The sequence below is a fragment of the Pseudoalteromonas sp. 1181_04 genome (genome assembly GCF_052850545.1).
Genome location: NZ_VXCS01000040.1, coordinates 1 through 26006 on the forward strand (window position 1 = coordinate 1; position 26006 = coordinate 26006).

22 protein-coding genes are annotated in these 26006 nt (G+C 41.2%); 8 read left to right on the plus strand and 14 right to left on the minus strand.

Annotated features, from left to right (window positions below; all coding sequences use genetic code 11):
- Nucleotides 1–4 precede the first annotated feature (4 nt).
- The 3 genes from FW757_RS21820 to FW757_RS21830 all read right to left on the minus strand — a co-directional run bounded on the left by FW757_RS21820 (nt 5) and on the right by FW757_RS21830 (nt 5093).
- A complete protein-coding gene (locus tag FW757_RS21820; RefSeq protein WP_446441704.1) occupies nt 5–1063 on the minus strand; it encodes a hypothetical protein in 1059 nt (352 codons plus the stop codon).
- Nucleotides 1064–1540: 477 nt separating this feature from the next.
- Nucleotides 1541–4495 (minus strand): DEAD/DEAH box helicase family protein, encoded by a 2955-nt coding sequence (locus FW757_RS21825; protein ID WP_446441705.1) that lies wholly within the window; start codon nt 4493–4495, stop codon nt 1541–1543.
- On the minus strand, nt 4488–5093 hold the full coding sequence (locus FW757_RS21830; protein ID WP_404698758.1) for a class I SAM-dependent methyltransferase: 606 nt from the start codon (nt 5091–5093) through the stop codon (nt 4488–4490). Before FW757_RS21830 ends, FW757_RS21825 begins: the two co-directional genes overlap by 8 nt.
- 899 nt (nt 5094–5992) lie before the next feature.
- Between FW757_RS21830 and abiEi the strand changes: the two genes are divergently transcribed.
- Together abiEi and FW757_RS21840 are read left to right on the plus strand one after the other, a co-directional pair.
- On the plus strand, nt 5993–6517 hold the full coding sequence (abiEi, locus tag FW757_RS21835) for a type IV toxin-antitoxin system AbiEi family antitoxin (RefSeq protein WP_145238776.1): 525 nt from the start codon (nt 5993–5995) through the stop codon (nt 6515–6517).
- Nucleotides 6518–7408 carry a nucleotidyl transferase AbiEii/AbiGii toxin family protein gene (locus FW757_RS21840; RefSeq protein ID WP_446441706.1) on the plus strand — a complete coding sequence of 297 codons (891 nt, stop codon included), beginning with the start codon at nt 6518–6520 and terminating at the stop codon, nt 7406–7408.
- 222 nt (nt 7409–7630) lie between these two features.
- Here FW757_RS21840 and FW757_RS21845 read toward each other — a convergent pair.
- The 6 genes from FW757_RS21845 to FW757_RS21870 form a co-directional block, all read right to left on the minus strand.
- A protein-coding gene (locus FW757_RS21845; RefSeq protein WP_182719725.1) for an IS3 family transposase occupies nt 7631–8790 on the minus strand; the annotation gives its coding sequence in 2 pieces (ribosomal slippage) (nt 7631–8517 and nt 8517–8790; 1161 coding nt in all).
- 412 nt (nt 8791–9202) lie between these two features.
- Entirely contained in the window at nt 9203–10477 is a 1275-nt protein-coding gene (locus tag FW757_RS21850; protein WP_446441707.1) for a tetratricopeptide repeat protein, read from the minus strand.
- A gap of 175 nt (nt 10478–10652) precedes the next feature.
- The gene (locus tag FW757_RS21855) at nt 10653–13082 is read right to left on the minus strand and encodes a PKD domain-containing protein (protein ID WP_446441708.1); all 2430 of its coding nucleotides are present in this window, start codon (nt 13080–13082) and stop codon (nt 10653–10655) included.
- Nucleotides 13083–13115: 33 nt separating this feature from the next.
- Complete coding sequence (locus FW757_RS21860; RefSeq protein WP_446441709.1) at nt 13116–15815, minus strand: TonB-dependent receptor domain-containing protein; 2700 nt, start codon at nt 15813–15815, stop codon at nt 13116–13118.
- A gap of 113 nt (nt 15816–15928) precedes the next feature.
- Nucleotides 15929–16909: a FecR domain-containing protein gene (locus tag FW757_RS21865; protein ID WP_149981993.1), complete on the minus strand. Its 981-nt coding sequence runs from the start codon at nt 16907–16909 to the stop codon at nt 15929–15931.
- Nucleotides 16910–16915: 6 nt separating this feature from the next.
- On the minus strand, nt 16916–17434 hold the full coding sequence (locus FW757_RS21870; RefSeq protein WP_149981994.1) for a sigma-70 family RNA polymerase sigma factor: 519 nt from the start codon (nt 17432–17434) through the stop codon (nt 16916–16918).
- A 245-nt stretch (nt 17435–17679) separates the two neighbouring features.
- Between FW757_RS21870 and exbB the strand changes: the two genes are divergently transcribed.
- The 5 genes from exbB to FW757_RS21895 are packed head-to-tail and all read left to right on the plus strand — an operon-like array spanning nt 17680 to nt 21035.
- Nucleotides 17680–18639, plus strand: a complete 960-nt coding sequence (gene exbB, locus FW757_RS21875) for a tonB-system energizer ExbB (RefSeq protein WP_182719364.1) — start codon at nt 17680–17682, stop codon at nt 18637–18639.
- A gap of 1 nt (nt 18640) precedes the next feature.
- Complete coding sequence (locus tag FW757_RS21880; RefSeq protein ID WP_182719363.1) at nt 18641–19075, plus strand: biopolymer transporter ExbD; 435 nt, start codon at nt 18641–18643, stop codon at nt 19073–19075.
- Nucleotides 19072–19914: an energy transducer TonB gene (locus tag FW757_RS21885; protein ID WP_182762130.1), complete on the plus strand. Its 843-nt coding sequence runs from the start codon at nt 19072–19074 to the stop codon at nt 19912–19914. The genes FW757_RS21880 and FW757_RS21885 overlap by 4 nt, the downstream gene beginning before the upstream one ends.
- A 55-nt stretch (nt 19915–19969) precedes the next feature.
- Entirely contained in the window at nt 19970–20572 is a 603-nt protein-coding gene (locus FW757_RS21890; RefSeq protein ID WP_182719361.1) for a biliverdin-producing heme oxygenase, read from the plus strand.
- Nucleotides 20573–20615: 43 nt separating this feature from the next.
- Complete coding sequence (locus FW757_RS21895) at nt 20616–21035, plus strand: YbaN family protein (RefSeq protein ID WP_149981998.1); 420 nt, start codon at nt 20616–20618, stop codon at nt 21033–21035.
- Between the two features lie 247 nt (nt 21036–21282).
- Here the strand turns inward: FW757_RS21895 and FW757_RS21900 are convergent, their stop codons facing one another.
- Together FW757_RS21900 and FW757_RS21905 are read right to left on the minus strand one after the other, a co-directional pair.
- Nucleotides 21283–21870, minus strand: a complete 588-nt coding sequence (locus FW757_RS21900; protein WP_446441710.1) for a sensor histidine kinase — start codon at nt 21868–21870, stop codon at nt 21283–21285.
- Between the two features lie 38 nt (nt 21871–21908).
- Nucleotides 21909–22655 (minus strand): GAF domain-containing protein, encoded by a 747-nt coding sequence (locus FW757_RS21905; RefSeq protein ID WP_182719359.1) that lies wholly within the window; start codon nt 22653–22655, stop codon nt 21909–21911.
- A 372-nt stretch (nt 22656–23027) separates the two neighbouring features.
- Here FW757_RS21905 and FW757_RS21910 point away from each other — a divergent pair, with 372 nt between their 5' ends.
- The gene (locus tag FW757_RS21910; RefSeq protein WP_446441711.1) at nt 23028–23924 is read left to right on the plus strand and encodes a tetratricopeptide repeat protein; all 897 of its coding nucleotides are present in this window, start codon (nt 23028–23030) and stop codon (nt 23922–23924) included.
- On the opposite strand, the gene FW757_RS21915 is transcribed toward FW757_RS21910, so the two are convergent.
- The 3 genes from FW757_RS21915 to FW757_RS21925 all read right to left on the minus strand — a co-directional run bounded on the left by FW757_RS21915 (nt 23921) and on the right by FW757_RS21925 (nt 25917).
- Nucleotides 23921–24241, minus strand: a complete 321-nt coding sequence (locus FW757_RS21915) for a hypothetical protein (protein ID WP_182719357.1) — start codon at nt 24239–24241, stop codon at nt 23921–23923. The two genes, FW757_RS21910 and FW757_RS21915, sit on opposite strands and share 4 nt — an antisense overlap.
- Before the next feature lie 48 nt (nt 24242–24289).
- Nucleotides 24290–25114, minus strand: a complete 825-nt coding sequence (locus FW757_RS21920; protein ID WP_149982002.1) for a nuclear transport factor 2 family protein — start codon at nt 25112–25114, stop codon at nt 24290–24292.
- Nucleotides 25115–25176: 62 nt separating this feature from the next.
- Nucleotides 25177–25917: a ferredoxin--NADP reductase gene (locus tag FW757_RS21925; RefSeq protein ID WP_182740589.1), complete on the minus strand. Its 741-nt coding sequence runs from the start codon at nt 25915–25917 to the stop codon at nt 25177–25179.
- Nucleotides 25918–26006 lie beyond the last annotated feature (89 nt).

The window sequence follows — 26006 nt, forward strand, 5'->3', positions numbered from 1 at the left end:
CATGTTACATGACTATCTTTCTATCTAAATCACCTAAAGTTATTACACGGTCAAATTGTTCGTCCGTTAGCTCAAGAACTCCCCAATACTGATCCCTTGAGATACCAGCATCATCAGCTAACTGCTTTCTAATAGGCCTTTTTGGCAGAGCTGCATTATAAGTAAAATTAATTATATATGGGTATTTTTTCTCTCTATAAATAACGATTAACTCTTTCTCTGTAAAAATACTAAACTTTAGGCAATAGCTTAAAAACTCTTTTTCTGTTCTAAATTCTTCAATATTTTTGACGCTTTCAACTACACAAATAGATGTTGCGACCCCACGGTATTCTGCAGGCCCTTTGTAATCATTAGTCCTGTAGATGACGATCAAATCACCTCGTTGGAAATTCATAACATCTACCATTTTACAGATATATATTTTATGAATACTATTTGAGTGCGATATATCCTTAACAATATTTGGAGACTCGTTGTGCAAAATTGAATCAGGGAATAGCTTACTATGGAAATCAGGATAAATACTTAGTAAGTGTTTACGATTTCCTTGGGTATTTATAAATGGATAGTCTTTATCAACGTTATCATGAAATTTATTTAGCTTGCGTAAAAGTACACTCTCTGTACCGTTACTCGTAATTTTATTTCCATAATACTCAAAGCCATATCTTTGAAATAACTCCGCGAGGTAGCTATGCTTTTCAGAAAAAACAGTTACATAAATATCATCAACTAGTGGTTTAGTTGCTAATGCATAATCAAATATTTTCTTTAAATATCGATCACCCCGCCTTGTCTTTTTAGGGTTGAATTTAAAAGTACCAACTTTCATGTGATTAGTATTTGGTAATAACGGTGTAGTATCACTTCCAGGGCCAGACTCAAACTTACAATATAAAAAACCTTCTATCAGGCCTTCTTCACTATAAAGAACAAGAGCATTATTATCAGCTTTTTTTTCAAACCAAGCAGTGAACTCTGAATAATCAGCTTTTAAGCTATCAAAAAAAGGGTCATTAATATTTATATCTAAAAACTTTTGTACAACTAAATTTTCCATGTTATTTCCTTCAATAATTTGCTTTGCTTAAATCTGAACTGACAAAATGTTTACCGTTATTTAAACACCAATCTACCAACACACTCCAACTCCCCGTGATCACACCCGAAAGTTATAAATTGATGAGTAATCACTTGCATGGATGCAAGTTAAGCCGTGACTTCGCCATGGATGGCGAATACACGGCGCTTACGTTCACATCAATTTTTAACTTGAGGACACAGTGTGATCCTCGGGGCGCCGTGGGGTTCCAAGGGGCGGTCGGCGGCAGCCGCCCCTTGGTTGCCGCCAGCAATCTGGCAAAAACCTCGAATAGAGGTTTTAAATCCCTTTCCCCAAAACCATATAAAATCACGGCTAAAGCCAGTTCCTACAAAAACAAAGCGCGATATAAAATCGAGCCTACGGCACGACCTACAAATTTAAAAGCTGCGCTTTTCGCGCTAGCAAGCTATGCGCCTACAAGTTAAAGCGTAACTACTCTGCAACCACTTGTTTAAACCGTGCGAACGTTCGCATGCTTTCATCTGCAATCATTACCTCGTAATCTGGGTTTTGAGCAATTAGCTCATATTGCCCATTAGGTAATTTATTAACTTTGCGCAGTAAATACTGCCCTTCCCCGCCTATATCATCTCGCTCTATAGCGACTATTTGACCACGTAGCGATCCCGCTTTATCGGGTGTTATAAGCTCAAGTAGCAGTAAATCACCATCAAGTATTGGGTGTTTACCGCCATTCATTGAGTTACCTGATGCGTGTGCTAAAAAATGCACTTGAGGGTCGAGTTTGCCGGCGCCAAATGGTGCGTCCATCAATTCCATGTCGCTTTCATCCCCTGTTTTAAAATGCCCACAGGCAATTTTTATATTGGGGAAGTACGGCAGCTTTAATGTGTTATCTTGTTTTTTTGTTGTATCGGTACGATCTTTAAACGCTAGCTGAGTCACATTATCAGCTTGTTGCTCGGTATTTTGTTCAGTTGTTGCTACGTTTACTTTTAGCCGTTGGCTGTATTTAGCTAAGCTGTATTCAACCAGCTCTAACACGGCGTTGTTTAATAATTCGAGTTTATCTGCGGGTACGTCAAACGTGGCTTTTACTGTGTCGTTTTCTAGCGTAAACCACTGCGTGCCATCTTTATTTTTATTGGTGTAAGCTTTGATTGGGTTTTTACGCCAGTAGCTTTGCCATGTTTGTGAATCAGCGGCAGCTTGCTGCTCTTTGGCTGATAAATCGTGTTGTTTTAAATTTGGATGGCGAGCTAATACTTTAGCACTCATGGCTGCAAGCTCTGCAACTGTTGGGGGAATGGTAAAACCATTTAATGCCACATAAGCTTCAAGCAAAATAGCTTTAAAGCATTTGGTCATACTGGTTGTTTGTATGCCCTTATGTAAAAAGTCATAGAACGGCGCTAGTTGCTCAGCACCTTGTTGTGCCTCATCATCAATGTTTTGTGTTTTAGCAATTAGCTCAAACCAACTAGTGTAATTGCTGTTTACCTTTTTTATATCCCCATAGTGGTAGTAAAACTCACTTAAGGTGGGTAAATGCCCAAGTTGCTCAGCAAGTTGTGTTATATCTTCAAGCGCGTTGGTGCGCTGCGCCTTAGCTAGCTGTTGCCAGAAGTCGGTGACTTTTAAATCAATATTTATAAAACAGCCATCAGCTAGATTTGGCTTTTTAAGCTTTTTCACTACACCACTTGGCGTAGTTTCATGGAGTAACGCATAAGGCTTATTTAAAAAGCTATGGTGGTTACCAATAAAGTCGAGCACCACTAGATGCGTTTTACCTTCTAGCGTACGCAAACCACGCCCTAATTGCTGTAAAAACAGGATTTTAGAATCACTTGGGCGCAGCATTAAAATAGTATCAATGCTGGGTAAGTCAGTGCCTTCATTAAACAGATCAACGGTAAATAGCACTTCAACTTGGCGTTGTTCTAATTGTTTAAGTGCCTCATTTCTGCGTACTTTTGATTGGCTATGTACTGATAGTGCTTTTACACCCGCTTTATTAAACGCATCAGCCATGTAATCGGCATGTTTGGTGGAAATACAAAAGCCTAGCGTAAGCTGTTGTTTGTATTGCTGCCACTGTGCAAGCGCATGATCGGCACGTTTTTGTGTCGCAAATTTGTTTTCTAGTGCTGCTGGATCAAATCGACCATTACGCCATGGAATGGCTTGGTAGTTTACGTTTTCGTCCCAAATACCATAGTAATGAAACGGCACTAACGTTTTTTGATCTATCCCTTGCGTTAAGTTTCGCTCAAACACTAAATTGTTGTCGCATAATCCTAAAATATCGGCTTGATCGGTACGCTCTGGCGTAGCGGTTAAACCGAGTAAAAACGATGGCTCAAAATAGTTTAATAGCTGACGATAAACACGTGCGCTGGCATGATGAAACTCATCAACAATGATGTAGTCGAACGCCGTTGGTGCAAATTGCTTTAAATGATTACTTCGGCCAATGGTTTGAATAGAGGCAAATAAACAGTCGGCGTTTTTGTCTCGCTGTTTACCGTTATAGAATCCCGTTGAAAGCGTCAGTAGTTCAGAAAATGTACGCTGTGCCTGTAAAAGTATTTCTTCACGATGTGCGACGAATAATACCCGTTTAGCTTTGAATTGTTTAACATCAAACGCGCTTAACCATGTTTTACCCATGCCTGTTGCAAGTACTACTAAGCCACGTTTAAAGCCCTCAACGCGAGTTTGCGCTAAAGCATTGAGCGCTTCAATTTGAGCTTGCCTTGGTGTTTTAGCTTCGCTTTGTTCAATAATTTGTTCCGCTGTATCGGCATCGTTTACTGCTACAAACTGCTGTACTTTACGCCTAGCAATGTAGTTAGCAATCCATTCATGGCTTAAATGTGTAACAAGCTCGTGGTTGAAAATAGCGTAAAAAGCATTACGAATACTTAAAAATTGCTGCGCTGCTTGGCTTGTTTTTGGCTGCATATAATCGTGTCTAAAATTCCACTCATGACCTTTAGTAAGTGCGCTGGCGCTAATGTTACTTGAGCCGATAAAGGCACAACCAGACGTAATTTCGCTGGTGTCGTTTGTTTTGACAAAAATATACGACTTCATGTGAAAGCTTTGGTTGCTCTGTGTTTGGTAAATACGCACATCGGCACCACGATCCACTAATACCATTAGCTCTCTGAGCGCATTAGGATGAGTAATATCAAGGTAATCGGAGGTTAACAGCTTTAGTGTTGCGCCACTTTGTAAAGCTTCATTGAGTGGGTCAAATAACAAAGCCAAGCCACTGGGTTGGATAAATGACACTGTGATTTCAATCTCTGTGGCATTATTTATTGCATGTACAAGATTAGGTAATAGCGGGTCATCGGCACCCGTAATAAGCTGCTGCTTATTACTTTGCAATTGGTGCTGTTCGTTAAAGCTATTCATTTATTAATTCGCTGCGCGTTAATAATGCGTTGAGCCACACTTCGCTTTCGCGCTCTGGTCGTTGGTCGACCGTTTGCCATTGTTTTAGTATTTTCAGCTCGGTGTGATGGGTAATTAGCGCGGTTAGGCCATCTTCATTTAAATCGGTAAATTCACGGCCATTATGCACGCGTTCTTGCGTGCCGTATTTAAACGACACATACAAAATACCGTTTGGTTTTAGGGCATTTTGCAGTTTTAAAAACACCTGTGGTAACTCTACTTTTGGTACGTGCAATAAACTCGCGCAACACCAAATGCCGTCGTACATATTTGTACAGTTAAGCTGCTGAAAGGTTTTAACCTCTACGGCTTGTTGTAAGTAATTACTGGCTAACTTTGCAATTTTTTCGCTTGCATCAAACGCGCTAACAGTAAAATCTTGCTGTTTAAAATACATGGCATCGCGGGCGCTGCCGCAGCCAGCATCTAAAATATGACCGTGGTTAGGAATAAGCGGTAAAAACTCAGCGTAAAGCGCCGACATATCAACATTAAGCGTTGAGTCGCTAAAGCTTTGTGCGTTTTGATTGTAGTAACTGAGTGTTTTAGTGGTCACTTGATATACCGCTCCGTGGCTAATTAATAATACTTAACTACTAGAACGTTAAGTTTTGATTAAGTTTAATCCTAACCTAACATGAAAATGTATTAAAAACATAGAGTTTTCCGATGAGTACCAAGTAGATAGCTGCTAATTAGCAAAAATTAAGAATTTAGTCTTGGTCATATTTATTGAGCGAAGGTGCTAGGTTTTAAGGAAATGACTAGGTGCTAGGATTAACCCGCCGCCCGTTATCTTCTCTGTGTAGCGCAGCGCCTCGGTGTTCTCGGTGGTAAAATAGCTTTTAAAACAATCACAGATCGAAAAAGCTGCGAGGCTTTAGGGAGTAACAGGCACTAGGTTCTAGGAAAGTGACTAGACTCTAGGCTGTATTCGTTACTCGTCGCTCGAAGCCCGATATTCGCAGCTCGTTGCCCTCGGTCTTTTGTCTGCTCATTTACTCTCATTCACTTCTCTTTGTGCAAAAAAATGGCTAGGTTCTAGCAAACTAACTAGGAGCTAGGTATGCGCGCAGCTCGTTGCTCGCAACTCGTTACCTTCTCTGTGTAGCGCAGCGTCTCGGTGCCCTCGGTGGTAAAATTAATTTTAAGTGATTTATTCACCACAGAGATTAAGAGGCCTGCGCTTTAGAGAAAAACATAAAGAGTCTAATGTAGGTCGTGCTTTAGCGCGTCAATTTTCAACATTAGACATTGTCGCCATAAATGACGACCTACAAGGAAGCGCTAGGATTAGCCCGCCGCTCATTGCCCGAAGTCGGTTTATAGGGTGATATAAGTACGAGGGCTAGATGACAATACAAGTCAAACTAGAGTTAATCTAAACTCTAGTTTGCTTCAATTAAGCTTAAGGTCTACAATTAATAACATTATAAGTATGTAATTGTAGACTAAATGAATAAAGCAGAAAGATTATTAGCAATACTAGCTAGCTCTGTTAAAGCAGGTGGCGGTATTCATACCAGTGCAGAATTGGCTTTTATGATGGCTGAAAAACCCACTCCTGCATTCACTAAGTTTCTGACTGACAATGTTAATAAAGGGCTATTAAGAAGAGTCTGCAATGGTATTTTTGAAAGCACGCTCACGCCACCTGACCCCACCACCGCTATTTATAAAATAGTTAAAAAACTACGTGGCGACGTTTTAAATTACATTAGCCTAGAAAGCCAGCTCAGTTACACTGGCGATATTTCGCAAATATTAATGGATAGGTTAACGGTAATAACGAAAGGTCGTAGTGGCACATTTTCAACTCCGTATGGGGTTATTGAGCTGACCCATACAAAAAAACCAATTGATAAATTTGCGAAAAACCTATATTTCGATAAAAGCATCAAGATGTACCGAGCAAATACGCTGCAAGCGATTGCGGATCTAAAAGCCTGCAATCGCAACGTACACATGCTGGAGAACTAAATGTTAACAGAATATATACGCCAAATTATAGCTGCAAATCCAGAGTACGCTGGCGTCACGCCTATGATTGAAAAAGAAATTCTTCATCACGACATTATGGCTGCAATGGTAAAACAAGGTGTTATGCCTTCGCTTACTTTTATTGGTGGCACCTCACTTCGTTTGTGCCATAACAGTTCTAGATTATCTGAGGATTTAGATTTTAATGGTGGGCATGACTTCAAGCCAAGTAGTTTCAGTGGCTTAGAAGTTGAAATCCAAAAATACATACAAAATAAATATGAGGTGCAGGTATGGGTAAATAAACCAGCTGAAGATAATCAAGCTAATACTTCATCTTGGAAAATAAGTATCGAAAAAGAAAGTAATCGTCCTGATCTTCCCCGCCAAAAAATGCATATAGATATTTGCGCTATCCCGTCATTTGATATCGAAAAAAGGCCATTAATAAATCACTATAATATTGTCGCGCCAACAGAAGGTTTGCTGATCCCTGTACAATCATTAACGGAAACGCTTGCAGACAAGTTTATTGCATTAGCCTACCGTGCTAGGCGCATTAAACCGCGCGATGTATGGGATATAGTATGGATAAAACAAAGAGGTGTTGCAGTATCTAAGCAACTGATCAATAAAAAGCTTGCGGCCAGGGGTAAAACCAACGAAGACTTTATTGAGGCACTGACTATTCAATTAGACAAGCTACAGCATGACGATGAAGTTCGTAAAGACTTCAATATTGAAATGAGCCGTTTCATTCCAAATCAAATCAAAGAAAGAACAATCGATAACCCTGATTATTGGCCATATGTACAATCAGAAATTAGTACTATGTCACTCTCAATCCTTAATAATGGTATTAAAAATAATAAGTTTGATATGGGGAGCTAATTTTAAGGCCTACAAAAAAGCACCTTAAAGGTAATATTTTGTAGACTGTAAGGAGCTAGGTTCTAGGAAAGTTACTAGGTGCTAGGATGATTACCTTAGACCGCTGCTTTGTCTTCTCTGTGCAGCGAAGCGCCTCGGTGCTCTCGGTGGTAAAATTGATTTTAAATGATTTATTCACCACAGAGGTTAAGAGTGTAATGGTCAACAAATTCTGTAGAGATTCTAAGCGGCATTTTTTAATTCATTATATTTCTGATGTGGCGTCATATAATTAAGCGTAGAATGCCTACGTTTGTAATTGTAAAACTGAATATAATTGTCCACCTCACTTATAACTGAATGATGATTTATAAATGACAGGCGATTCAGTCGCTCTGTTTTTAAACTTCTAAAAAATCGCTCCATTACTGCATTATCCCAACAATTACCTCGACGACTCATACTTTGCGTTATAGTTAGTTGTGATAACCGAGCTCTAAACGAGGCCGCAGAATACTGACACCCCTGATCGGAATGAAACATCAGTTGATTAAGAACCGGCTGTTGACGCTTAATAGCATTATTCAATGCTGCTATAGCCAATTCAGCATTTGGGCTTGTTGATAAGGCATACCCTACAACTTCCCTCGTTGATAAGTCTAACACACAGGCCAAGTAGCTCCACCCTTGACGGTTCCTGATATAGGTAATATCACCGACCCAATGCGTGTTATGTGAATCAGGGTTAAACTCTCGTTTTAAGAGGTTCTGTGCGTACTTATGTTCATCACCTGAGTTAGGGTAGTAATGTTTTTTCTTCGGCCTGATGGCTTTTATATTCAACTTTTTCATCAGTGCCGCTGTTTTATATATTCCAATCGTATGATTTAACGCATTCAGTTCAACGTTCACTCTGCGTCTACCATACGTATAACCAGAATCGTCAGCGATAGATTTAATTAACGCCAGCAGTGCCTGCTCTGACTTATTTGGCGCGACGGGCGCATAGTAATAACTACTTGTACTGACTTCTAAAGCACGACACAACTCAGATACCGTATAGCTTGGGGTCGCTTTCTTCAATGCTTTAATTACTTTAAATTTTGATTGTCGCGAATGAAGAAAGCGGTGGCTTTTTTTAATATATCATTATCCCTTAAAGCGCGCTGTAGCTGCTTCTCTAGCAATTGAATACGTTGCTGTTCTGGTGTGAGTGCTTGTACATTTCCCGGGCTCTTACCATCTAGCTCAGATAGATATTGTTGCTTCCAACGTGATACTGCTGACTTTCCTGCGCCAGACATCTCTTCAATTTGCTTATTGGTATAACCTTCTTCTACCATTAATTTGGCATATTCAAGTTTTTGTTGTGCACTGAGTGTTACTTTTGATTTTCTGGTCATAGTGATACCTTTTGGGTTTAGCTCATTTTACGCTATAAACCTGTCCAGTTTCATTAGACCATTACAGAGGCGCTGCGCTGAAGAGAAAATGACGAAAAGACTTTTGATTTAGGGAAGTGACTAGGTCCCGAAGCTCGTGGTTTTATATCTTCTCTGTGTAGCGAAGCGCCTCGGTGAGCTCGGTGGTAAAATTGGTTTTTAAATAATCACAGCTAAAGCTCGTTCCTACAAAATAAAGGCGCTAGGTTTAGGGAAGTGACTAGGTGCTAGGGTGTATTCCGTAGCACGAAATCCGAAGCCGGTTTATAGATCGCGGGGTGAACCCGCTGCTAGGCGATTTAATGTGCATTCCTAACCAGCGTACTGGGTTTTTAACCCTTCACCTTTAGCCTTTAACCTTTCACCTACCTATTTACTTTTTTCTTAGCCAAAACAAGCTGCCTTCGGTGGCTATCCAAGCTTGTTTGCCAAGTGAATTTAGGTATATACCCACTTCTTCTTTACTGCCTGGGCTGTAAAAATGAAACTCCTCAGATTTTAGTTTTTCTTGCCCGGTGAGTATTTTTATAAAATGTTTATTAAGCTGTTTAAGTTGCTTTTTGTATTGCTTGGCTTTGCTAGAGTCACCATGTTTATGAAACTCACTCAAGGCGCGGCTTGCTGTGGCATGAAGTTCTTCGCTGTCGAAGTCGGCTAAAAACGCATCCAGTTTTTGCCACTGTCCTTTAATTACATAGCAGTTCATTAGCCAATGGCGATTAGCTTGATTATCCATGGGGTTTAGTTGCCAAAGCGCTTCAAATTCGTCAATAGCGTATTGTATGTTACCTTGTAATGCGTTGATTTGTGCACGATGCGCTCGTAACATCATATAAGGGCGTGTTTCGTGGATCAGCCAAAAGTGGCCTTGGTTCTGTGCTATGTATTGCTCTGTAATAACACCTTCAAACAGTTCCAGTAACGCTGCTATAGGTTCAAATGCGCTTGGAGTAAAATCACTAAGGATTGCTTCCATTAATTGATCAATCACTTCGTCGTCGAGCACTTTACCAGCAAAGTCATCGTTGTGGTGTTCACCTGCAAACTCTTCCGCAAATTGTTCGTTAAACGCGGCTTCGTCTTCATCTGTCCAGCTGGGGTCTTCAATAAAACGAACGCTATAAAGCACATCGGCTACAAAATAGCTGTAGTTCTTTTTATAGGCTTGCGCTAGGCCTTGGTTGTCAGCAAATTTTTTAACAGCAGCTTGTTCAGAGCTAAATGCACTCAGTACTTCATTTAAACTCGTTAGCAGGTCTTTTTGGTGTTTGTTTAGGCTGCGTTTGTCGATAAATTTAAGTGCTTGTAATGCCCCTTTACAGTAATTAGGCAGTGGCATATTAGCTTTGAGTGAATCGCGGTAGTCGGTTTTCGATAAGCTGCATTTAGTGGGCATTTTAAGGTCTTCGGTCATCACTTTATGCATGCTGTTATTGTAATTTTCCATCAGGCTTTCGAGGTACTTTAACTCAGTGTCTGTTGTAAAATTAATGTCACCTAATAGGTCTGACTGCCATTGGCTGGGCATTATTATGTCGGGCAGTAAGCCTAACCCTAAAAAATAACCTTGGATAAAATAGTAATCTGGTTTTTTATCGCTTAATACAGTTAATTTAATGACATCACTGCGTATTTTGGCGGGCGACATAGCTTGTCCTGCTCTTTATAAGTTGGCTCTAGTGTACCAATTGATTTATGGGTTACAAGATTATGGCGCGAAATTTTCGATAAAAACAACGATAGGAAGTTGATTAAGTTAATAACAAAAAACCCAGAGCGGTACGCTGGGTTTTTTGTTATTCGTTGAACTACCAAGTATTTAGTTATTCAGCAACACATTCAGGCCAATCATAGAATAAGCTTGATTTGTTGGCTGTGCGCCATGTTTCATATACGAAGGTGATTTCAGGAATTTCTTTAATGTTAAAAGAAAAATGAAAACCTTCAGATACTTCTTCGTTACGAATACACGCAACCACTGGCAATATAGTTTTAAATGCAACTGATTTGCCCTTTGCTATTACTTGCTCATTTTTTAGATTTTCGAAACGCGGTGTTAAGCTTGCTAACCCACCATTAATATGGCGCACCTGTAAATTTTCAATGGTGTAATCTGCATCAGTGGCGGTTAATGACCAGCTAATATAACCCTCTTCAAGATAAGGTTTAGAGCTGGCACTAAAGTCATTCGCAAAGGGTGGAATATTCTCATACGGTAATGGATACCATAGGCTTTCATTATCTTCGTTGATGCTACGTAAACGTACACCTGTAGCCTCTGTGAGTGGGTCAACGTCAACGACAAAGTCATACTGCGGCGCATCATCAATTAGGTCTGTTGCAGAATAACGGAATGTATATTTACCTGGCTTTGTAAATACTTGCCCACGGGTATTTGGGCAATCTGCTTCACTTGGGTTGCTAGTAAACTCACCGCCTGCTGGTGTACTGACAAGCTCTTCATGAGTGAATACTTCATCGCCATCGGCATCAACGGTTACTGGCCGATGTAATAACGACATGCACGGTAAAATTTGATAGTAGTCTTGGCCAGGATTTAAGCGTCCCCAGCTACGCGCCCATACAACGGAACGGATCTCTGGAGCGGTATTGGTAAATTTAGCTAAACCACTGTCTTGTGCATACGCCTTAGCAAATAAGCCACGGTCATCTTCTACAATTAACTGCGCGGTATAAGATCCCGGCACATCGGTGAGCACTTTTGCACGACGGTATTCTTGGCTTTGTGGTTCAATTACCGGTTCGATAGTCGCATTACTGCCATCAGGCTTATCTGTTAACTGCCAATGAAAGGTCAGTGGATCATCATTAGGGTCGCTACTTGATGCATCAAACACTAATGCATCACCCACCAGCACTGACTTTGATTGTGCATCAACGCCGCCAGTTGCAGGTTGACCGTTAACGTTACCTATTTTAGCTTGCATGCTGGCATCAACTGAAATTTGGTTTTCGCCGTCAGAGACAACCATACGTACTAAATAACTGCCGGTTATATCAAGCTTTTGAATCTTTTTACCCATAGGTTTCCAAGAACCAATATCCACTAGCTCTGCAATACTTCCTTGCGGTTTTTCAATAAGCGTAGCTGCAATAATTTGTAACGGCTCGCCTTCTGGATCATAGCCGGTAAAATTAAATTCAGCTCTTAAGCCTACTTCTTGTTCACCAATACTATTAGATGGGTAATAGCCGGTTGCTAATAATTTACCGATCGGTGGGGCATTGCTAGTCGCGTTAGGATCTTTTTTGACGGTAACTGTAACTTCTTTTTCTTCACTTTTTCGGGTGCCATCAAATACAAATAGTATTAATTTATAACTTGCCACAGCTTGTGGGGTAAAACGCACTACAGCCGTTTTTGTACCTGTAAGCTCTGGTAGTGGTACATCTTCAGGATCCGTTGCTGAGCGTGACGGCCATTGCCAGCGATATTGTAGTGGCTCCCCTTCAGGGTCAATGCTGGCTGATGCATCTAAGATAGCTTCTTCGCCTAGGATAATAGTTATGTCGTCGGCTTTAGCCACTGGTGGCGCATTACCTTCTGAAACGCTTACCACAACTTGTTTTGGTTCACTTGCTACGTCGTTATGAGTCACCACTAACTGCAATGTGTAATCACCTGCTAAATCAACAAACAGTGTACTTTGGCTTTGCTCTGCGTTATTTAAATAACCCGCACTGTCGGTGGGCTTTTCCATAAGCGTCCATTGGTATAGTAATGAATCGGTGCCACCTGCTGGGTTTACACTTTGGCTACCATCTAAACCTACGCTATTAGTGCCTAAATTAACACTATGGACTGAGTCAGTAATTGCGACTGGATACGGGCTGGTTGCGCTTAGCGTGATACGCGCGGCTTCGCTATTATTTGCCCCGTCATTAACAATTAAACTCACAACATAATTGCCTGGTAAATCTGCAGTAAAGTCTGTTGTTATGGTATTGGTGTTGGTGATATTAGCAGTACTTGTTGCTGGTCGTTCAATGAGCTGCCATTGATAAATTAAATCTGTTCCCTCTGCACTTGTACTCGCCTCAGCATTCAGCGTGACTTTTACCGCGCCATCCTTTAGTGAGAATGCTGATTCTACTGGCGATTGCAGCTCAACAACCGCTGTTGGTTTTTGCTCTGTTGTTTGTGTACTGTCTTTGTTATCACTACCGCTACCACAGGCTACCATAGTAAGCGAAAGCCCGACTATGGCTATTGCGCCAAATAGTTTTTTCATTCTTTTGTACTCCTTGCTGATAGGTGTTATCAGTTAAAAATTATAAGTTAGGCTCAGCCGTGCAGTTCTTCCTGGTGCAGGTACTAAACCTAAACTTAAAGCGTCGAGGTAATAACGATCTGTAACATTATCGATGGTAAAATCGAGTGTTGTGTCGTCGTTAAATTTATAACTAGCGTAGATGTCTAAAAGGTTATAACTGTGCCAAAGTACCGGTTCATTAAACCCTGTAGGTGCGTTATAGCGAGGAATTGAGTTGCGCTCTCCCATAAATGTGCCACGCAGCCCAGCTTCTAATTGCTGCTCAAATAAACGTAAGCCAAGGTGAGCACTGGCGTGCCAATTTGGCGGGATCATGTTATTGATATAGCTTTCAGGAAGGCCCCAATCATTACAGTAGTAGCGCACATAACTGCCTACATTACATACTTCAATCTGGGTATAATGCGTGCCGCTAATCTCAGCAACCCAGTATTTTGTGTCGTAGCTAAAATTAAGCTCCCATCCATTTAAATCTAGGCTGTCAATATTTCGCATTCGAAAAAAATCATTGAAGCCGCCTTGTTTTTGCTCCCACGCATTGGGTTGCGTACGGGTTAAATAATCATCAACATGATTTTTGAAATAGGCGAGCTTAAAGCCCACTTTATAGTTATCTGTTAGTAATGAGTCGGTTAAATAATTAAGGCCAATTTCTTGGTTTTTAGCATGCTCTGGCTCTAAAGGGATATCTAAAACGGGGCTGACAGACCAACCTGAGGTACTTTCGAATAGGCTTGGCATACGCAAAGCTTCACTGTGGCGAATATAAAACTGCAGTCCTTTATATGCCTGCCACTTTAAAGCAACCAATGGTGCTGTGCCTGAGTGGCTATTTTCATATTGTACTTCTAAGCAACCACCGGCTCCGTCAGACACACAAGCAGGATCGTTGTTAGTAATGGTTACTGGGTTATTATCTTTCGATGAAAAGTGCGTAAAACGCAGTCCCGCTTCGAGTGTCCATGCTGTTAAAAACTGCCAATCAATGGCTGTAAAAGCACTAAACTCTTTGCGCCAACCACTGCGCGACCCTGCATAGAACCCTTCGGTTTCAGGGGTGTCGGTATCCATGTCTTCATACTGTGCGGCAACACCATAGCTCAGCGCTAGTTCGCCCGCTGAATAAAACATCATGGTATTACTCACATCAGTTCCAAAGCGCTGATAATCATCGCTGCGAGCAACATTATCGACTATATCTACTGAGCCGACACCAGGGGTATTTAAATGGGTAAGTGCATCGGTATGCCAAAAGTTGGCTTTAAAATCAGCCCAATCATATTTGATTGGCTGCCAGCGATATCGCACTGTGTAAGTTTGATTAGTGACTTCGCTATCGAGCCATTGCCTTGCTTGACCAAAAGAGCGTATTTGCGATGGCATCATTTCGCCGTAGCTGCTGTTATAGCGTATATAACTCATTTCGAGGCTTTGATCGTTGGGCAGCAACACATTGCTTTTTAACAGCCAAGATTCACTAGAAAAATTGGTATTGGGGATGCGTTCATTGGCACGAAACCGTGATGCCCCTTGCATTGACACCGCCGTTTCGGTGTACCAAGCAAGTTTGTCGGGCGCTGAATAAGTTATTTCAGGTGCCGGGCCGTTACTACCGGCATAGTAATTACCTTGCTCGCGCTTAGCATAAGCAGCAATTAGATCGCCCCACTGAAAATGCTTAGCAGCAGCAAAGCTGCCAGCATAACTAGCAAACTCAAATAAGCTGGGCCTATCCATACCCTCCTCAGGAGCAAAGCTCTCTGGCATTATGTACTGCTCAGTACAATAACTCGAAAAGCGACACTGTGAACGATAGGCATTGCGTGGTAAATAATACCCTGCGTATGTACCTGGCTCTGGCGTATTAGCGCTATTACCTATGGCGCTAACACGTAATCTAAACCCGCTGAGCTCACCCTCTTTAACAATATCATCAGCCGACAATGTACTAACGCTCACCAAGCCACCTGTCGCCCCAGTGCCATCAGCACTCATGATAGGGCCTTTACTGATTTTAAGTGAGCCAATCAAATCGGGATCAATGTAACTGCGGCTCGATACACCAGAATAGCCGCGATACACGGTGGTTTCTTGACGACTACCATCTATCACTACAGGTACTCGTCCTTGGCCTTGCATGCCACGAATATTAACATCAAGCCCGCCTGAGTTACGGTTTTCGCTGATCAAAACACCGGGTGTACCTTGAAATATATCGCCAACACTGGTTCCTCTAAAGCGTTCAATATCTTGCTGGGTAATTAGGTTTACTGATGCGGCTTCGGTATAGGTTTGATCTTTTAGATCCCTATTGCGACTTTGCACATTAATGGTATTTAGCGTGATCAAATCTTGGGTGGTTTTTTGTTGCACTAGCCATGCGCTATTACTAACAGGTAAAGCTTGTAGATTGGTATTGCTTAACAGCCTTTGTAAGGCTGCCTCTATGGTCATTTCATCGGTTATTGCAGAGACTGAAAAACCACCGACAACACGCTCTTCAAATGATAAAGTCACACCCGCTTGGCGTGAAAATAAAGTCAGTACATCACCAAGCTGGCCTGCGGGAAGATCAAATTTGATCATTTTTAATTGTGATGTTGCAGATACTTGTTCAGCTAAACTTGCTGAAGGGGTAATCACCAACAAACCTGTGACTACGATGAGTAAATTTAACGCTGCGCGGGGCATAAATGGTTTCCTATTTCTTTAATGCATACTTATATGACGCATGAAAATAGTAATCCCGTAACTCTAAATGATAATTATTTTATATTTTTTCCTGATGAACTAAATAAACATAGTTATGAGCGAATTTCGGCCCACCAACGGGTTCTGTAATGCACACTTGCCCGAGCGCTACGAGCGACTGTTTTAAGGATCAGGTGAGTGTCATTTAACTGAAAAACGCCGGAGACAAGGTAGTCATTTAAACTGGGGGCAATTTTTACAAAACCACGGTGATAACGAGATAGTTCAGCTAAAAAAGAATTGATTGACATATTTCGCACTGACAACAGCCCTGCTGTCCAACTACTGTAGTCAAATATATGATTGTCTAACTGTTGCATTGAATTTACGGTAATTTTATATAGCTCGCCAGCCTTGATCGCCTGATTGGTAAATAAGCCGTTTGCTTGCGCGAGCTTAACACTGCCTTGCATAACTTGAACTAAAGCATGATCGGCTTCATTACGCACAAAAAATTGTTTGCTGTCACAAAGTAAAGTTCCGTGCTGTAACGCCACCTGCACAGGCTGCGTATTAGCTGAAGCTATAAATTGCATTTCTCCTCGGGTTAAATGAATGTATCTATTGTGAGCATTAAAATTCAGTTCAACAGTGCTGTTATGATTTAACCAAAGCTGGCTATTATCGGCGAGCGTAAATAATTGCCGTTGATTGGTAGTTGCGTGATCTGCGTTAAGGTATTGCCATGCCCCCTGTTTGTCTGCCAACCAGCTTACACTGGCAAGCCCTAGTGTGGTTCCAGCGATCCTTTTTAGCGCCTGGCGACGACTCATGCTTTGTATATCATGATCGGTTTTTTTTAAGGTCATGTGAGCAATACGACCATTTTTTTTACTCACCCCGGCAAATGCAGCCTCCATGTTTTCTATCCGTTGCCAGGCTAATTCATGCATCGGATCGGCAAGCCGCCATCGCCTATATTCAGCCATATCTGCAGACTGTGCGTTGCCCGACTCTAAACAAATACGCCACGCAATCGCTTGCTGTACGACTTGTTCTGGTAAAGGTGTTTTTTGTGCACACGTATTATTCACAATCGCTTACTCTATATCACAGTATGTAAGGGTGTAGCACTCTAACATCGCTTTCGCCATGTATTTTTCAATAGATGATAGGCTCACCTTGAGTTGCTTTGCGACTTCTTTATAACTGAGCCCGTCGAGTCTAACCATTAAAAATGCTGTTTTTTCGATTGCTCTCAAACCACTCAATAATTTATCTATTTGCTCTAGTAAACTAAGCAGCTGTAGTTGCTCTTCAGGCGAAAAATAGGCTGCTTCTGGCATGCTTCCTAAAAATAATAAATAGTTTTCTTCTAGAACTTTGCGACGAATGTTATCGGTTACTAAGTTTCCGGCAACTTTTGTAAGCCATGCTCGCGGGCTTTGTATTTCGTTATACAAAGAGGGCTTATTAAGTAAACGCATAAATGTATCTTGAGCAAGATCTTGTGCATTATCTTTGTTGTAGGTACGTCGAGCGATCCAGCGAACAAGCCACTCATGGTGTTCCTGGTAGAGCGCATTAAACCCTACTGAGTTAGCGGTAGTGCTAGTCAAAATTTAACTATTCCTGTAGCATATTTACCGCAAGTATAAATGATTTTCATTCCCATTCAAGTTAATTTGGGTATTCTGAAAACATTATTAATAAAAAATTTATTATTCTTTTGATGAAAATCGGATCTCGTTCGGCATTAGTTATATAGCCAATAATTTGTCCATCAAAACGATGCGGCATATTGATCTAGTATGTTGGTGTTACATCGCCACATTTACAAATTACGTAAAAATTAGGGAGCAAAATGTTTATAAGAACTATGTTATTTGTGTGTTTAATGGGTGGTGGAACGTCTGCGGTTCACGCACAACAAGCGGCGCCGTCAACAGCCTCCAAAGTAGAAGTTACAGGTAATGCTGTTACACCAGAGGTGAATACAAATACGCTATCAGCTAAATCTTTAACCGTAGGATCTGACCTTGATACAGACACCAATACCACGGTTAGTGTTGACGAGGCGGCTTTTGATCAACATGACTTATCGCCAATCGGCATGTACAAGGGCGCTGATGTGGTTGTGAAGAGCGTAATTATCGGGTTACTTTTAGCATCGTTAGTCTCATGGGCTATCTGCATATTCAAATCTGTACAGTTAAATATTGCTAAGCGAAATGCCAAAAAATTGCTTAAACATTTAATTCAAAGTGAAAGTTTTGCAAAGGCCAACCACACTTTATTACTACAACAAAGTGATGCCTTAACACTCCTAAAAGCAACCCAACATGAGTTACAACTAACTGGCGAAGGACTTACTACTGACGAAGGCTTAAAGGAGCGATTAGTCGCGCGTTTAGAGCGTGTACAAGCAGCGCTAAGCGCAAATATGAATCAGGGTACAGGCATATTGGCAACAATAGGCTCTGTTGCACCGTTTGTCGGTTTGTTTGGTACGGTTTGGGGCATTATGAATAGCTTTATTGGTATTGCTAAAACACAAACAACTAATTTAGCCGTAGTCGCCCCTGGTATTGCAGAAGCTTTATTAGCAACGGCTCTGGGGTTAGTTGCAGCAATCCCAGCCGTTATTATGTACAACCATTTTTCTCGTGTAATTGGCAGTTACAAAGCACAGTTAGCCGATATTCTGACAGCGATCATGATACTCGTGAGCCGAGATCTTGACCGAAAGCACCCTGATGCAAAACACATAGCCTACCTACTTAACGATGAAGACGCTGCAGATGCAGTATCTAAAGAGCTTTAAAATGGCATTTAGTAGTAACCGTACCGATAGCGATGAATTACAAGAGCAGCATGAGATTAACGTCACTCCGTTTATTGATGTGATGCTGGTGTTGCTAATAATTTTTATGGTGGCGGCCCCATTAGCCACTGTCAGTGTGCCAGTTAAGTTGCCTGCTGTTGCGGCACCAACCCAACCGAAAAGTGATGATCCAACTTACCTTACTCTACAACAAGACCTTACTTTAATACTTGGCGAGGGAGATAAAATAAACCAACAAAATTTGGCGCAAGCACTAAAACAACATGGTATTGAAACACAGCAGCAAATTTTGATTCGTGCAGATAGCAAAGTTGAATATGGTCAGTTCATGGCATTAATGAATCAATTAACTAAAGCCGGCTACTCACAAGTTGCTTTAGTCGGTCTTGAACATGAAACGGATGTTGCCCAGTGAGTTTATTCGCAGGAAACGATACCAGCGCTTCTCACTTGGTGCGTTGGCATGTTGTAGGCGCTTTTTTTATCGCCGCGATGCTTCATGCCGCCATTGCGGGTTATTTTTTAATGCCGACAGAGCATAACAATATCGTACCCATGCAAGCTTCACCGCAGGTGTTTGAAGTCAATATTGTGGCAGCCCCCAAAGCGGAGCCATCGGCACTTCCTGTCGGACCTGCGCAACAAGAGTCAGCACCAGTAAAGCGGCAGGTAAGCAAGCCGACAACAACAATAGATAAACCCTTGGTAAAGCCATTACTCGAAAGCAAATCTGACTTTACCATTAGCGATAAACAACCTGAGCCAGCACCAAGTAAACCAGTAGAGAAATCTAATCAACAACAAGAGCAAGATCCACAACCGACTCCGCTGCCTGATAACACCAGCATAACAGGAGCCAGTGAACACTTGGTAGAGCAAAGTAGTGCTCCTTTGGCTATTCCAGTGAAAAAGTCAACAGTCGCATCTGGTCCGGTAAAAGGTGCTTTAAGTGAACAGCAAAGTACAGCTAAACAACTATGGCAAAGTGCTATTCAGATCCACCTAGAACGAAAGAAGCGCTATCCACGAATGGCAAAGTTAAGGCGCCAACAAGGTGTTCCTTGGGTGAGTTTTACCATGGACAGAGCAGGTAATATTTTAGATGTCACATTATTTAAAGCAAGCGGAATAGCTGCATTAGATAATGAGGTCATCGAATTAGTTAGACGTGCTGAGCCCTTGCCCGTCCCTCCAGAAGAAGTTACAGGGAACCCAATAAAAATGGCCGTGCCTGTGGCATTTTTTATTCATTAACAGCTACTTGCTGTGCTTATTACGAATTACTGAAATATAAAACTAAGGACATACAATGATTGCAGACCAACATGTTAACAATGAGATTAATACGCCTTCATTAACAACACTATTTAAACTCAATACCACGACTATTCACGATAACCTTGATAAAACGATTATGACTAAGCGACCGTTTGCAAGTTTAGACCGTTATGCTTTATTTTTAGAAGTTCAATATCGATTTCATTTGGCTATTGCCCCTCTTTATAGCGATACTAATTTAAGCCGCTTAGTGAGCGATCTGCCAACACGGCAGCGCCTAAGCCATCTTGAACAAGACTTACGCGATATTAACGTCGATCTGAGTGAAGTAACAACCAGCGTTAACTTAGTGCCGGTTGACTACCCAGCCTCACTGGGTTGGCTTTATGTATCAGAGGGGTCTAATTTAGGCGCTGAGTATTTATTAAAAGCAGCAAAACGTATTGGCTTATCAGAAGAATTTGGTGCCTCGCATTTAGCACCAGCAACAATTGGCCGCGGGCAATCATGGCAAGATTTTACAACGGCTTTAAATACGGTTGAATTAACTAAAGAACAACAGACACTCGCAATTAATGGCGCTCGCGATGCTTTTAGTTTGGTTCGTAGCGCTGTTGATTGTGTATTTGTTTAAGTAAAACGTGAGCTGCAAGTGCATTAAAATTAAGCGATAAAGTATGAAGCGTACAGGTAAGAAAAACTCGATGTTAGTTATTAGTAAATTTAAGCAAGTGACTTATTTATTAAGTGGCTTCGTGTTAACCGTAATGGGGATTGTCGGTGCTTTTTTGCCGATAATGCCAACAACAGTATTTCTTATTGGTGCTGTTTTTTGTTTTAGCCGTTCATCAAAGCGCTTTGAATCTTGGTTAATTAATCACCCTCGCTTTGGTAAAACACTAATCAATTGGCAAGCCCATGGCGCTATTTCTAAGTCGGCAAAAGTAATGGCCAGTTTAGGTATGGCTGTTGGGTATGGATTATTTTACCTAAGCGCGCAACCTTCTTTATTACTGGCAACTGTTGTCGCGCTTTTTATCGGTGGCAGCGCATATTACGTTTTATCTCGCCCTTTACCACCAAAAGACTGCTCGTGATGGTTGCCACTTAATTAGGCGCGAGATTGATAACCTCGTCCCTAAGTAAAAACAGAGGGAGTTAAGGTATCCAGTCAGCGCTAGCTTGTTAGCTACAGCTAAGTAAACAACTCACCTTTAAGCTGGTCCTCAGGCAGTAGCGGTTTAAGTTACCCTGTCACCAGAATATTTACTCAACAATGACCGTATTCTTTACGAGCAAATTGTTTGAGTATCATGCTAAAACTCTGAGTTTTATCAAATATAGCTAGCTCAGGCTCAGTGGAAAAGTAAAAGTGACGGTAATACCTTGCTCTGGCTGACTATGTATTTTTACATCGCCCTGAAGAGCTTGGGTGGCAAGGTTATAAACAATCGCCATACCTAAACCGCTGCCGCCATTGCCACGAGTGGTGGTAAAAAAGGGTTCAAACACACTTTGTAATACGTCCTTGCTCATACCGTGGCCGTTATCGCTATAGCGTAATGTGTAAGTGTGTTGCTGGGTATCTAGGCGAACGGCTATATTGATATGATTATCTTCGCGATCTTTAAAGCCATGCACACAGCTGTTACTAACCAAGTTCATAATAATTTGGCTTAAAGCCCCCGACACTGTGATAAGCGTTAATGCTTTGTCGCACTCAATTGTGGTGGTTACTTTGTGGCTGCGGGTTAATGGGGTGAGACTATGTATTGTATTAGCTAAGTAGTCATTTAACTTCACGGTGCTAATATCAAGAGAAGATTGATCGACCGCTGTTTGTTTAAAATTACAGATCAATGCTGCGGCTCTATCAAGATTACTACTGGCAATGATTAAACACTCATTAATATGCGCGACAAATTTTTGCAAATTGCTTTTCGATAATGTGTTGTCATTTAGCTGTTGAGTTAGTTGTTTAAGATTATCTGTTGCCGAACTATTGGCGGTAACGGCATACCTATTGGTGTGTTTACTTCATGGGCAACACCTGCCACTAGGTTTCCTAATGCGGCCATTTTTTCCGCTTCAATTAGCTTTTCTTGGGTACCGGTTAACTCTTCCAATGTTTTTTGTAAGGTATTCGTTCGCTCAATCACCCGCTCTTCTAGGCGATGATTGGCAACTTCTAATTGTTGCTTAACTAAACGACTTTCTTGCGCCGACAATGCGCGGCCATAAAGATCAGCAAGTCCACTCAAAAAAGTGCATTCATCATCCTCCCATTGCCTAAAACTGCCAGTATGTTCACAACAAAAAATACCGATCATTTCTCCTTTGAATCGGATCGGTGCATCCAACATTGATTTTATTCCTAAAGGCGTTAAATAATGCTCTGAAAATTCAAAGGTAGCGGGATCAGTATGCGCATTATTAGCAATGATCACGCGCTGAGTATCTAACGCAGAAAAATAAGCCGGATAGTTCTCACGTGATAATATGAGGCTTTGGTTTACATTGTTGTTCGCGCGGTCAAACAGTAACTGACAATGACACTCGGTATTATCTTTATTAAATAACCAGATGCTAGCACGCGTATTATTTAAGCCATCAATAATGGCATTTACAATTAATTGTTCTGCAAGCTCTATATAGCCATCATCTAACGCTGATGAAGTAGACACTTTATAAAGTAATTGCACAAGCTGTTGCCGCATTGAATACACCTTCCCCAAACTATGGTCATCAATTTAGTTTAGTTGATGAAATTAAATCCTACTTCAACAATTATAATGCTTTAAATATTAAGACGTTGTTCAGATATGTTTGGTTATTATAAACACTCACTCCTGTTGATATCCCTGACGACTTTATGTTGTTTAAGCAGTTTTACCAGCTCTTCTTAGAGCTGGTTTTTTTTGCCTGTTTTTAATGGCTTCATTTTCTTCCATTACAGCAATGCAGCGATTACCAAGCACACAGCAGTAAAAACAACCTCGAAAGATCAACCCACCCTAGTTACTAATAGGTAGTCATGTTACAGTTTCAGTAATTTACTTAGCACTTTAATTTATCGACTAGGCAGTAGTATGCGTCATTATTTTGTATCAATTTTACTTCTTTTTGCCACTTTAGTGGCAGCTCAGGCACAGGCACAGGCACAAGAGTCTCGCGCTGTACCCAACCTGCAACAGCAAAAACAGGCACTCAAAAAACTCCAAGAGCCGATGTACAGACCCTTGATGGAACGCTATATTCTTGATGAACTTAAAGCAGTACGCCAAGATCAGCAAAAACTACGTGAAGACGTTACCAAACAAGTCACTCATGCTCAGCTTGATACCGCTGATCGCGCACTGACTTACACCACAGATACAATTAATAATGTATTTTTTATCATCACTGCCACAGCCTCTATTTTGGTACTGGTTGGTTGGAACTCGTTACGTGATGTAAAAAACAAAGTAGAAGATATTGTAAATACCCGTGTCAGCGTGATCACCAATGAATACGAAGCACGTTTGAATACATTTGAAGAAAAGCTACGCGAGCGCTCTGAAGAAATCTTAAGTAACCAACAAAAAATATCTGTTACCAATGAAGTCCACTCTTTATGGATGCGTGCAAATTTAGAAAGCGATATAGCCAATAAGATCGAAATATTTGATGAGATTTTAAAACGTAAACCCGAAGATGTTGAAGCTATCGCTTATAAAGCAGATGCATTACTAGAGCTTAATGAAACAGCTCAGGCGATAGAGTTGTGTAACCAAGCCTTAGATATAGACAGTGACTACGGCTACGCTTATTGGCAACGTGCATGTGCCTATGCGTTGACGCATAAACACGCTGATGCGTTGGCCGATATTAAAATGTCGTTGGAGTATTCACCAAACTTACGTAATGAGCTATTGCATGAAAGTGCATTTGCCAGTTTGCACGACAATAGCAGCTTTAATGCGATTGTATCTGGCGACAATGATTAGCGTTCTAAGAAGCTTTCTATTGCTTGAGTGAGTAGTTCATCGAGTTGCTCCTCAAACTCATCTTTGTTGGTTTTAAAGTGCGCTAGATATGCCTGCGCATGCTGATCAGATAACAGCCGAGCATTAATACTGTATTCGCGCTCGGCTTTAGTTTTATCAAACCGCGGGGTAAAGTGGTACAAAGCAAAATAAGGGGCAACCAATTGCTGATTAGCATAATCGCAAAAGCGTTCAATTGTTTGCGCACCTGTTGGTCCTAAACAGCCAGGCTCTACACGATAAAGTAACTTAATTTTTTTATCATCACTAATGTCCATACTCGTCGCGGCCCCTTTATTTGCCTATATAATCTGCCTATTAATGCTCTATCTAAAAAAGAGCACTTTAGTTATTTTGCCGTTTTCAACTTGATAGCTAGAGATTAACTCCCCGCGCTTATCAACTACATTTGGATCTGTTGAACAGGTTTCTGACAGTTCATGATCGATAACGATATTACCGTGTACAATGCGTTTAATTGGGGATGATTTTATACACTTTAATTTTTTAAACATTATCCCGTAACGGGCAATCAGTTTTTCTTTGCCCTTAAACAGTAACTCATTTGGAAAGGCATAAAACTCTACATTTTCATCATACATACTAATAAATGCGTCGATATTTCTGGCGTTGTACGCCTTAATTAATTGCTCGATAACGGCTAACGATTCGCGTGACTGTTTGGCTTTAACTTGTTGCTTGAGTGTTAGCGCTTCTTTAGCTTGGATCACCGCTTGCTCTGCTTGTGCGACTGCAAGCTGTTTTTCTTGTTGCGTTTTAGGAAGCTCAGCAGGTTTTGCCGCTTCGGTGCCAAGTACCTTACTGGTATCAACTTCAGGCTCGCTTGGTTTGCTGGTGTCTGTTTTAATTGGCTGTGTTGGTTCAACATTTACAGGTTCAGCTGATTGCTCATTTTGCGGGGTTAAAGTGATCACCGCAGGGCTATCTTGTAATTCAACCTCAGTTGATTTAGCTGGGGCTTTACTCTGCACTGACTTTTCTTCACCAGCGCTAGTGTCAGTCGTTTTTACTGCAGCAGGTAATTCAGCTGCTTTTGTTTCAGTTTTAGTCGGTGGTTCAACTACTTCAGCTGCAGTTGCTAATAATTGCCACGCAAGTAACAAACTTACTAAAAAAAATAACGGTTTCATACTGTTCCTGAGTAATTTAAGAAACTCTAAAATAACAAAATTTACCGGATCGCGATAGCTTTTTACCAATACTGCTCAACGGTGATTTGCCCAGGCTCCCGACGACGATTGCGAGTGTAGCCTTGTGCGGTTAATAATGCGCTGGTGTCTTTAACCATTTGCGGATTACCGCAGATCATAAATTGACTATTTTGCGGGCTAACTACACTGTCACAATGCTTAAATAGAGTGCCATCGGCGATTCGATCAGTAATGCGCCCATCTAAGCCGACAATTGCCTGCTCGCGACTCACTACGGGCAGATAACTCAATTGCGGATACTGCTGCTGCAACTGCGCGATTTTTGCTTGATAACTTAAATCTGTATTCAAGCGCACACCATGCACTAAGGTAATATGCTTAAACTGCTGCCACACATCAGGCTGCTCTAAAATGGATAAAAACGGCCCAATTGCGGTGCCGGTACTAAGCATAAACAACTGTTCACTAGCGGGAATTTCATCAATAGTAAAAAATCCACTGGCGCGGCTTTCAATCATCACTGTATCGCCAGGTTTAAGCTTGGCTAATTGTTGTGATAATAAGCCATCGACTACATTAATTAGGTAAAACTCTAAATCGGGAGAGCTTGGTGCATTTACGTAAGAATACGCTCGTGCAATACGTTTTTCATCCATCATCATAGAAAGCTTAGTAAACTGCCCTGCTTTAAACGGCTCCACATCGGCATTCACAATTAAACTAAATAACGTATCAGTCCACCAAACAATATCTTTAACACTCGCTTCAACCCAATTAGACACAATTAACACTCCTTAATTATTGCTTTGTATAACAGTGGCAAGAGTGCACAGCATTGTCAATGTTTGCGAGTTTGCATTCACTTATAAGG